At 72.8% G+C, this 10,363-nt stretch carries 7 protein-coding genes; 2 read left to right on the top strand and 5 right to left on the bottom strand.

All coding sequences use genetic code 11. From position 1 onward, the window contains the following. Nucleotides 1-127: 127 nt before the first annotated feature. The 3 genes from A3CQ_RS0143080 to A3CQ_RS0143070 all read right to left on the bottom strand — a co-directional run bounded on the left by A3CQ_RS0143080 (nucleotide 128) and on the right by A3CQ_RS0143070 (nucleotide 5,046). Complete coding sequence (locus A3CQ_RS0143080; protein ID WP_020517177.1) at nucleotides 128-1,675, bottom strand: long-chain-fatty-acid--CoA ligase; 1,548 nt, start codon at nucleotides 1,673-1,675, stop codon at nucleotides 128-130. Nucleotides 1,676-1,765: 90 nt separating this feature from the next. Then, nucleotides 1,766-4,285, bottom strand: coding sequence for an ABC transporter permease (locus A3CQ_RS0143075; RefSeq protein WP_020517176.1), 2,520 nt, complete (start codon nucleotides 4,283-4,285; stop codon nucleotides 1,766-1,768). After that, nucleotides 4,282-5,046: an ABC transporter ATP-binding protein gene (locus tag A3CQ_RS0143070; RefSeq protein WP_020517175.1), complete on the bottom strand. Its 765-nt coding sequence runs from the start codon at nucleotides 5,044-5,046 to the stop codon at nucleotides 4,282-4,284. The genes A3CQ_RS0143075 and A3CQ_RS0143070 overlap by 4 nt, the downstream gene beginning before the upstream one ends. A 110-nt stretch (nucleotides 5,047-5,156) precedes the next feature. On the opposite strand from A3CQ_RS0143070, the gene A3CQ_RS0143065 reads away from it, so the two are divergent. Together A3CQ_RS0143065 and A3CQ_RS0143060 are read left to right on the top strand one after the other, a co-directional pair. Continuing rightward, entirely contained in the window at nucleotides 5,157-6,395 is a 1,239-nt protein-coding gene (locus A3CQ_RS0143065; RefSeq protein ID WP_020517174.1) for a sensor histidine kinase, read from the top strand. 543 nt (nucleotides 6,396-6,938) lie between these two features. After that, nucleotides 6,939-7,622, top strand: a complete 684-nt coding sequence (locus A3CQ_RS0143060; protein ID WP_051115520.1) for a response regulator transcription factor — start codon at nucleotides 6,939-6,941, stop codon at nucleotides 7,620-7,622. 84 nt (nucleotides 7,623-7,706) lie between these two features. Here the strand turns inward: A3CQ_RS0143060 and A3CQ_RS0143055 are convergent, their stop codons facing one another. Together A3CQ_RS0143055 and A3CQ_RS0143050 are read right to left on the bottom strand one after the other, a co-directional pair. After that, the gene (locus tag A3CQ_RS0143055) at nucleotides 7,707-9,044 is read right to left on the bottom strand and encodes an O-antigen ligase family protein (RefSeq protein WP_026206843.1); all 1,338 of its coding nucleotides are present in this window, start codon (nucleotides 9,042-9,044) and stop codon (nucleotides 7,707-7,709) included. An 11-nt stretch (nucleotides 9,045-9,055) separates the two neighbouring features. Continuing rightward, on the bottom strand, nucleotides 9,056-10,360 hold the full coding sequence (locus A3CQ_RS0143050) for a polysaccharide biosynthesis protein (protein ID WP_020517172.1): 1,305 nt from the start codon (nucleotides 10,358-10,360) through the stop codon (nucleotides 9,056-9,058). Nucleotides 10,361-10,363: the final 3 nt, after the last annotated feature.

Here is a 10,363-nt window from a genome sequence, read left to right as displayed (position 1 = left end):
CCGCTCCACGGCCGGCCCGCGACGCGTGGCGATCGGCAGAGTCTACGGACGACGACCACCCGCCGGGGACCCCCACCGGGCGCGCTCCGCCCACCGTTTCGGCCCGAAACGGCGGCGGCCGGCCGGATCAGCTCAGGGCGCGCTTGAGCAGCTTGCCCGTGGCGGTCATCGGCAGCGAGTCGACGAACACGACGACGCGCGGGTACTTGTACGCGGCCATCTGCTCCCGGCCCCAGGCGACCAGCTCGTCCTCGGTGATCGTGGCGCCGTCCTTGCGGATCACGAACGCCTTGACCTCCTCGCCGTGACTCGGGTGCGGGACGCCGATGACCGCCGCCAGCGAGACCGCCTCGTGCGTCATCAGCACCTCCTCGATCTCCCGCGGGTAGACGTTGAAGCCACCCCGGATGATCATGTCTTTCGCCCGGTCGACGATGTAGTAGAAGCCGTCCTTGTCCCGCCGTCCCAGGTCCCCGCTGCGGAACCACCCGTCCCGCATCACCTCGGCCGTGGCCTCCGGCCGGTTGTAGTAGCCCCGCATGATGTTGTGCCCGCGGATCGCGATCTCGCCGATCTCGTCCACGCCCTCGACCGTGTTCCACGACTCGTCGATGAGCTTCAGCTCGACACCCCAGATCGGGATGCCGATCGAGCCCGGCCGCGGATCGCCGTTCGGGTCGCTGAACGTCGCCACCGGCGAGGTCTCGGACAGCCCGTACCCCTCGAGGATGGTCACCCCGAAGCGCCGCCGGACCTCCTTGATGATCTCCACCGGCAGACTCGAGCCGCCGGCGACGGCCACCCGCATGTTCGCCGCGATCCGATCGACGTCCACGTCGTCGGTCAGCGCGTTGAGCAGCCCCCAGTACATCGTCGGCACGCCGGCGAAGAACGTCACGTTCTCCTTCTCCAGCAGCTTGACCGCGGCGGTCGCCTCGAACCGGGGCAGCAGGACCAGCGTCGACGCCGTCGCGAAGCCCGCGTTCATGTTCACGGTCGAGCCGAACGAGTGGAACAGCGGCAGCACCAGCAGATGCGTATCGGTGCCCGGCTTGGTGCCGAACAGCCGGTTGCAGGTCAGCGCGTTGAGAATCAGGTTGGAGTGGGACAGCTCGGCGCCCTTGGCCTGCCCGGTCGTGCCGCTCGTGTACAGGATCACGGCCGGGTCGGTCTCCGGCAGCAGAACGGCCTCGAACTTCGGTGCCTTGCCCGCCAGCGCCGCCCCGAGCGTCTCGGCCCCCTCGATCGGCGAGGCCGCCGCCGGGTCGGCCGTGATCAGGAAGAAGTGCTCGCACCCGTCGGCCTGCCCGAACCCGGCCCAGCCCTCGGCGCCCATCGGCAGCTCCGCCGTCCCCTGGAAGCAGAGGTACGCCCTCGCCTCCGAGTCGGCCAGGTGGTACGCGATCTCCCGCCCCTTGAGCAGCACATTCAGCGGTACGACGACCGCACCCGCCTTGAGGATCCCGTAGTAGACGACCGGGAAGTACGGCAGGTTGGGGCACGAGAGCGCCACCTTGTCGCCGGGCCGGATGCCCCGCTCGACCAGCAGGTTGGCCACCTGGTTGGCCGCCGCGTCCACCTGGGCGTAGCTGAGGCGCTGGTCGCCCAGCACGACCGCCGCGCGCTCCGGATAGTTGCGGGCGCTGTCCTCCAGCAGGACGGAGAGGTTGAGCATGCGGTAGGTCCCCTTCACGGACGCGGTGTGGCCTGGGTCTCATTCGAGCACGCCCGGCCGAGAAGAAGGAACCTCCGTTTCGTTCTTGTTTCATGATCCACCTCCTGCTGTGAGACCCCTGTGCCGCAACACCGGCCCGGCCGTGGCCGCGACGGCCACCAGACCGCACACCACGGTCACCGCGACGGCCGCGCCCCAGGGGACGACCAGCGGCACGGCCCGATCGAGCTCGGCCTCGACCGCGCTGCGAACCCCCTCGAGCGAGATCACCGCGACCAGCGCCGCGAGCGCCGTGCCCACCGCGACCGCCAGCACCGCCTCGGCCGAGGTCACCCGCAGCACCTGCCCGGTCGTCGCCCCGGCCAGCCGCAACGCCCGGAACTCGTCCCGCCGCGCCGCCGTGGCCATGAGCAGCGTGTTCGCCACGGCCAGACCCGTGTACCCCACCGTCAACCCGATCAGCACGGCCAGGAACAGGTCGACGAGCCGGCCCTCCTCGTCGATGTCGATCTGCACGTAGTCCCGCACCGGCATCACCCGAGCCCCCGCAACGGCCACCGGCGGCCCGTCGAGCAGCACGACGTCGGTGAGCGCCGCCGGATCGTGCCGCCGGACCAATTCGCGCGGGAGCAGCACCCCCGGCTCCGCCGCCACCACGGCCCGCACCGGCACCCGCTCGTCGGTCCCGTCCGCCCACCGCAACTCCAGAACCGTGCCCCTCGCGGCGCCCAGCTCTTTGGCGGTGGCCGGATCCAGAACCACCCCGCTTTGCCCATCCGATCCCGGCGTCCTGCCGGGCGTGCCGCCTGATCGGGCCGTCTCGCCGGGCGACCCGCCTGGTGTGGCCGATTTGCCGGGTGTGGCGCCTGATCCCGCTGGCTTGCTGGGTGTGGCGCCTGGTGTGGCCGACCGGCTCGGGCTGGCTGTGGGCGCGGTCAGCTCGGCGAACTCGGTGGCGGGGACGCCGGCGGCGTCGTAGCCGGCCGTGCCGCCGCCGTGGGTGATGAGGACGCGCGTAGGCAGGCGGGACGTGCCGGTCTGAGCCGTGACGGCCGTGTCGCTCAGGCCCGGCACGCCGTCGGGCGCGACCACCGTGGCGGCGGGGAGCTTGGCGGCGTCGTCCACGCCCTGGATGTTGTCGATGGTGGCGATCGTGCCGGTGAGCAGCACGGTGAAGCCGACGGTCAGCAGCACCGGCGCAGCCGTCGACGCGACCCGCCGGACCGCAACCAGCGTCCCCTCCCGCACCAGCATCCCGGTCGCCGCCCGCCGCCACGGCCACGTCGCGAGGCGCACCAGCGGCACGATCACGACGGGTGCGAGCAGCGCGGCGGCGGTAAGCAGGAGCATCGCCCCGCCGAGCCCCGCCGTGGACCGCACGGTGATCGACATGGCCGACAGCCGGGCCAGCAGCACCACACCGCCGACGGCGGCCGCCACGCCCGCGATCCACCGCAGCAGTGTCATCGCGCGCCACTCGACCGCCGCGTCCCGCAACGCGTCCAGCGCCGGTGCCCGGCTGGCCCGCCGTGCCACCACGGCCACCCCGGCGAGCGCGACGACCACCCCGAGAAGGAACGCTCCGGCCAGCGCGAGCGGCTGAACGGTGCCGGTGAACCCGGCGGGTTCCAGCCCCGCGTCCACGAACGGCCCGGCCAGCAACGGCGCCGTCAGCGCGCCGATCGGCAGCCCGGCGAGAGCGGCCAGGACCGCGATGACGAGCGTTTCCGCGTACATCATGCGGCGGACCTGCCCGGGAGTCGCGCCCACCGCACGCAGCAGACCTATCTCGCGTCGCCGCTGGGCGGCGCTGAGCGCGCAGGTCGAGGCGACCACGAAGACCGCCGCGAACGCGCCGAGCCCGACCAGAGCGATCAACAGCTGGGCGCCGAGCCATCGGACCCGGGTCACGCTGGCCGGCTCCAGCGAGTCGCGCTCGCCACCGGTCACCACCTCGCCGGACGACCCGGCCACTCCGCGCGCCGCGGTCGCGACCGTCGCGGCGTCTCCGTCGATCGTCAGGCCGATCACTCGCACGCCGGGTGACATGCGCAGCGCGACCGCGTCGGGGACGTAGAATCCGGGCCCGTCGGTCGTGCCGGTGACCGTCCAGGTGGCGGGACCTTCGGCCGTCAGCACGTCGATCCGGGTGCCGGGCGGCGACCCGGCCATCGCCACCTCACCGGCCCGATCGGGCGCGGTGCCCGCGGCCAGCCGGTAGCCGCCCAGAGCGGCCGACGACCAGGCATGGCCGTCGAGGCGGGCCGCCTCGGGGTCGCCGGTGGCACGGCCGTCGATCAGCCGCTGCACGTAGAACATCGGGTCGGCGGCCGCCGCGGTGACGCCGGGCAGTTTTGCGAGCCGCGTGGCCAGGCCGGTGGCCTCGGTCGCGGTCCACGACTCGTACTCCGGCTCGCCGTAGTCGTTCTCGCCCACCGACGGCGAGCGCACCAGGACGGGTGAGGCCGAATACCGCTCGGGCGCCTCGGGCCGTGAGGACAGGTAGAGCGTCGCCGCGCCCGCGACCACTGCGACGCCGAGCGTGATCGCCACGAACGTCCCGGCGAAGCTCGCGAACCGGTGCCGGACCATCTGCCAGGCGAACCTCACGACGCCACCCCCGCCCGTGCCTCCTCGAGCCGTGCCGTGCGAACGGCGATCTCCTGCACACCGGCCGGACCGGCGAGCGAATCGACCACCCGGCCGTCGGCCAGGAACAGCACCCGGTCGGCATGCGCCGCCGCGAGCGGATCGTGCGTGACCATCACGATCGTCTGGTCGTGGTGGTCGACCGCCGCCCGCAGCAGCCGCAATACCTCGCGACCGGACCTGGCGTCGAGCGCGCCGGTCGGCTCGTCGGCGAAGAGCACCGCGGGCCGGGTCACTAGCGCCCGGGCGATCGCCACCCGCTGCTGCTGGCCGCCGGACAGCTCGCTCGGCCGGTGGCCGGCGCGATCGGCCAGGCCGACCTCGCCGAGCATCGCCGTCACCTCACCCGGCGCGGGACTCCGCCCGGCCAGCCGCAGTGGCAGAGCCACATTTTGTGCGGCGGTCAACGCACCGATCAGGTTGAATGCCTGGAACACGAAGCCGACCCGGGACCGGCGCAGCTTGGTCAGCGCGCGCTCGGACAGGCCGCCGATCGGAATGCCGTCGATGATCACGTCGCCACTGGTCGCGCGGTCGAGCCCGGCCGCGCAGTGCAGCAGGGTCGACTTGCCCGACCCCGACGGCCCCATGACCGCGGTGAAAGTGCCGGCCGGGAAGGACACGTCGAGCTCGTGCAACGCGATCACGGCCTGCTCGCCCGCGCCGTACGTCTTGGTGACGGCGATCAGCTCGACCGCCGGTGGTGTGTGCGCCCTCGTCATGCCGTCCAGCCAACCGTCCGGGAACCGGCGGCACAGTAACGCAGGGTAGAGAATCAAAGGTATAAGCAGCACTACCGACATCGGCGCCGCCGGCCGGTAGCGTCGCCCCCATGCCGGTTCGCAACGCGCTCGAAGCGCTCACGATGCGGCCGACAGAGTTCCTGCGGTCGCCCTGGCCCTGGCGTTCGCTCGCCTATCTCATCGGCGGCGCTCTCCTCGGCTTCGCGACCATTCTCGCGGTGGTCGGATTGCTGCTGGCCGGCCTCGTGCTGACGGTCGTCGTGATCGGCGTCGCCGGTTATGTCGCTACTGTCCTGGCCGGCGTAGCTGTGGCGCGGCTCGAGCGGTGGCGCATGCGCCTGGTCGACGACACCGTGGTGCCCGACCCGCACGGGCGGCCGCCGAGACCCGGCCTGCGCGCCTGGGTCACGCTGCGGTTGCGCGAGCAGGCCACGTGGCGCGAACTCGGGTACACGATGCTCTCCGCGATGGTCCTGTGCTGGGGCGACGCGCTGGTCGTGGTGGGCGCCGTCTTCGTTCCGCTGAGCCTGATCGCCGGGCCCCTCTACGTCCATGACTCGCCACTCAGCGTCACCGTCCCGCTCGCGCTGATCGGCTTTCCCCTCGCCGTGATCATGGCCTATCCGGTGACCGCCTGGGCCGGAGCGCGCGCGGCGATGGCGCGGGCGATCCTGGCGCCGCGCCTCGACGACGCCGGGGCCAAGCTGGTCGAGGTCACCCAGTCCCGGGCCCGGTTGGTCGACGCCTTCGAACTGGAGCGCCGGCGCATCGAGCGCGACTTGCACGACGGCGCTCAGCAGCGGCTGGTCGCGCTCACCATGCACCTGGGCATGGCCCGGCTCGAGCTGCCCGCCGAGTCGCCGGCCGGCGAGCAGGTCACGCGGGCGCACGAACTGGCCAAGCAGGCGCTGACCGAGCTGCGTGAGCTGATCCGCGGCGTCCACCCCAAAGTGCTGACCGATCGGGGGCTCGAGGCTGCCGTCGCCGAGGTGGCGGGCGCGGCGCCGCTCCCGGTCGATGTCCACATCCAGCTGCCGGACCGACTGTTATCCACAGTCGAGGTGACGGCGTATTTCGTCGTTGTCGAGGCGCTGACTAACGTGGCCAAACACAGCGCGGCCCGCCGCGCGTCGGTCACGGCGGAGGTCGCCGGGGACCGGCTCGTGCTGGAGGTTCGCGACGACGGCCGCGGCGGCGCGAAGCCGTCCCGCGGCTCGGGTCTGATCGGGCTCGCCGACCGGGTTTCCGCCGTCGGTGGCACGGTCGCGCTGTCCAGCCCCGTGGGCGGCCCGACGCTCGTGCACGTCGAGATCCCGGTGACGCCATGACAAGGAAGGACCGCAATGACGCGGGACGACGACAAAGAGTCCCTCATAACGCGCGACGCGCCCGCCGACGACGCAGCGCCAACACCGCCGGCACGAGACGTCCGGCCGGAGGCCATTGCCCCGAGACGGCAGGAACGCGCGGCGCCGGAACGCCCGCGGCTACAGGTGTCGGCAGGCGGTGCGGTGCCGGGAGGGCCTGGGCGACAGGTGTCGGCGGGCGGCGCGGTGCCGGGAGGGCCGTGGCGACAGGTGTCGGCGGGCGGTGCGGTGCCGGGAGGGCCGTGGCGACAGGTGTCGGCGGGCGGTGCGGTGCCGGGACGGTCGTGGCGACAGGTGTTCGCGAGTGGTGCGGGGCCGAAGCGGTCGTGGCGAGAAGCGTTCGCCGAGGTCGAGGCGCCGACGCGGCCGGGGCGCGCCAAGCCTGCGTCGACGCGGCCGGCGCGGCGCTCGCGGATGGCGGCGGGCACGGCCGGAGCGTCGGGTCGCCGCAAACAGCCTTCGGCGGCTTCGGTGGGGGCTTGTGATGGGCGGAGCCAGTGCGGGATGAGCGGGGCTGAACGGGAGGGCACGGTGGACGGCGGGCTTCGGGTGGTGATCGCCGAGGATGGGGTCATCGTCCGGGAGGGCGTGGCCGTCATGCTGCGCCGGTTCGGGCATGAGGTGGTCGCGGCGGTTGGGGACGCGGAGGCGTTGCGGGCGGCGGTGGCCGAGCACCAGCCGGACATCGTGGTCACCGATGTGCGGATGCCCCCGGGGTTCAGCGACGAGGGACTGCGGGCGGCGATCGAGCTGCGGGCCGCCGATCCCGAGCTGCCGGTGCTGGTGCTCAGCCAGTATGTCGCGCCGGCCTACGCGGCGGAGTTGCTCGACGCGGGGAAGGTAGCCGGGGTCGGTTATCTGCTGAAGGACCGGATCGGGGACGTCACCGACTTCGTGGACGCGCTCGAGGCCGTGGCCGAGGGGCAGACCGTTGTCGACCAGGAGGTGGTGCGGCAACTGCTCGGGCGGCGACGGGATCCGCTGAGCCTGCTCACCGCGCGGGAGAAGGAGGTGCTGGCGCTGATGGCCGAGGGCCGGTCCAACACGGCGATCGCCCGCCGGCTCGTGGTCACCGAGGCAGCGGTCGCCAAGCACATCGGCAGCGTGCTCACCAAGCTCAACCTGCCACCCGACGCCGACGACCACCGCCGCGTCCGCGCGGTGCTTGCCTACCTCCGAGGCGAGTGACCGGTCGTCGTCCGGCCGGTCGGAGGGGAACCGCGGCGCGACATGCGCAGGCGGGAGGCGGCCGCGCACGGCGGCACGGCCGTCTCAGGGCGGGGGGCCCGGGTGGGGCGGCGGTGAGCTCGCAACCGGTGCGTCGGGTGGTGCGGTGGCGTACGCGTCGGGCGGTGCGGTCGCAACTGGCGCTGCGGGCGGTGAGGTCGGAAGCGGTGCGGCGGGTGGTGCGGTAGGGAGGGCGGTGGCGGGCGGGAGGAGCGGCTGCGGTGGGGAAGGAGGGACGACGGCCAGGAGGAGGAAGATCCAGAGGAGGCGGGCGTCGTAGTAGTCGCCCGAGAAGAGGCTCGCGCCGAGGATGAAGATGGCGCAGTACGCGGCCGTGCGGCTGGGCAGCGACCGTTCGCGCTTGGGGACCTGGGTGTACTCACGGTAGAAGGCCCAGAAGACCAGCAGCAGCAACAGCAAGCCGACCGCGCCGCCCTCGGCGGCCACGGCCAGGGGGAGGTTGTGGACGTACTTCTCGCCGGGGCCCAGGTTGGTGATGGCGTAGAAGCCGTGTACTCCTACGCCGACGATGGGGCGTTCCACGAAGAGCCAGAAGCCCTTCTCGTAGAGCACGTCGCGGTCGGAGGTGTGGCGCTGCTGGACGGTGGTGGCCAGGAAGCGGTTGTTGAGCAGGAACATGATGGTCTGGCCGAAGAGGACCCACACGACCGCGCCCAGCACGGGAAGCGTGGCCAGGGGCTTGGCGGCGCCGTGGCGGCGGGAGAAGCGGATCAGGCTGGGGAACGCCAGCGCCGTGATGATGCCCAGGGCGATGAGGCCGCCGCGGGAGCCCGAGGCGAAGGCGCCGACCAGGAACGCGGGGGCGCCGGCCAGCCAGATGAAGCGGCCCTTGCTGCGGAAGTAGAAGTACGCCGCCGCCAGGAGGCCCAGCACCTCGACGCGGACGAAGACGTTCGGGCCGCCGCCGAACGCCGCCCAGCGGCCCGCGTCGGTGTGGCCGCGGCCGGAGGCGGAGTACAGGAAGTACAGCCAGGCCGCGCCGTACAGGCACCACATGGTCAGGTGCACGACGCGGTCGCGGTCCCACTCGGCCAGCGCCGTGTAGACGAAGACCAGGATCACCATCGACACCAGGTCGCTCAGGACGTCGTGGACCACGGCGTTCCGGGGGGCCCACGACGCGGAGAGGATCTGGTAGGCGAACAGCACCAGCAGCGGCTGCAGCGCGCGCCGGGCGGGGCCCGAGTGCAGCGGGTGCACCCCGGCGTGGTGCACCTCGAGCACGAAACACATGAGCACCGCCGAGAAGAGCAGCACCCGGGTGTCGTTGAGCACCGGCACGGTCAGGCCGGCCCGCGACAACGTGAAGTGGCCGGCCAGGGTGGCGACGAAGATGGTGGCGACCAGAAGAGGACTGGGCACGGGAGACCGGGTCACGGCGACGACTTCCGCGCGGTCACCGGGATCGCGCGCAGCAACGCCACGTACGTGCAAGCCCCGAGCAACACCGCCGCCGCACCGAAACCGGCCAGCGCGGCCGGCCAGGCCGGCAGCACGAGGGCCGCGCCGAAGGTGGCCACCACCTCGACCACCAGGCTGCCGACCAGCAGCGCCGCGGTCACCGGGGCCTCCCGCAGGGCGTCGATCGTCGGCCGCGCCGCGTAGAACATCGCCAGCGGGATGGAGACCGGCACCCCGCAGCGGATGACCACGTCCGCGCCGTCGAAGTCCGTACCCAGGAACCACTCGACCACCGGCGTGGCCGACACCGCCAGCACGACGCTCGCCGCCGCCGCCACCCCGGCCGCCACGAACGGCAGGACCTTCAGGCCGTGCGCCAGATCCGCGCCGAATCCGCGCCCGGTGGCCGCCGCGTCGTGGGCGTGCCCGCTCAGCCGGGGGAGCAGCACGGGCGTGAGCATGCCGAAGATCGAGCAGATCAGCGTGATGGCCGACGTGGTGAATCCGACGTATCCGGCCTCCGCCGAGCTGCGTGACACCCCGGCCACGAAGAACGTCGGAAACGCGAACAGCCCGGGCAGCGCGATGTCGCCGGGCGTCCGCCGGATCCCGTACCGCAGCAAGGTGAGCAACGGCGGCGCCGGGCGAGGCCCGGCCGGTCTCTTCTCGGCGCCGCGCGGCCCGGCCGACGCGATGCCCCAGCAGGCCACCGCGACCAGCGCCGCACCCTGCAGGGCGAGAAACACGTCGATCTGGGCGGTCGCCCCGAACGCCACCAGCGGCAGCACCCCGAACCCGAGCAGCGACGCGATGTTCGATCGCCCCACCGCGCCGCACCCGCGCAGGGCCGCCACCGCCACACTGCACAGGCACGTGCCCGCCGCCAGCACCACCACCGCACGGACCTCGTCCGCGCCGCCGATGCCGAACAGCCGCCCGACGTCGTCCGCGAGGGCGATCGTGGCGAACCCGAGCAGGTTGAGCAGGACCACCTCGAGGATGAACACCTGCCGGGCCAGCACCCGCACCCGCCGCCCGGCCCGGGGCAGGTACCGGTGCAGCGCGGGAACCAGGCCGACCAGCGCGAGCGGCTGCACCGTGGCGACCACCCCCCGCGCCACCTGGTAGTACGCGAAGCCCTGCACCCCGGCCCGCCGGGCGACGAGGTGAAACAGCAGCAGCCCGGAGGCGAGCGTGAGCCAGAACGACAGGGCCGTAGCGACGTAGTCCCGCCGGACCACGGCCGGGACGCGGGCCAGCAGACGGATCCCCGGCACGGC

It is taken from the genome of Paractinoplanes globisporus DSM 43857 (genome assembly GCF_000379645.1).
Lineage (GTDB): Bacteria > Actinomycetota > Actinomycetes > Mycobacteriales > Micromonosporaceae > Actinoplanes > Actinoplanes globisporus.
Note: the sequence above shows the minus strand (reverse complement) of the source record. Positions and strands in the feature narration are given on the sequence as shown.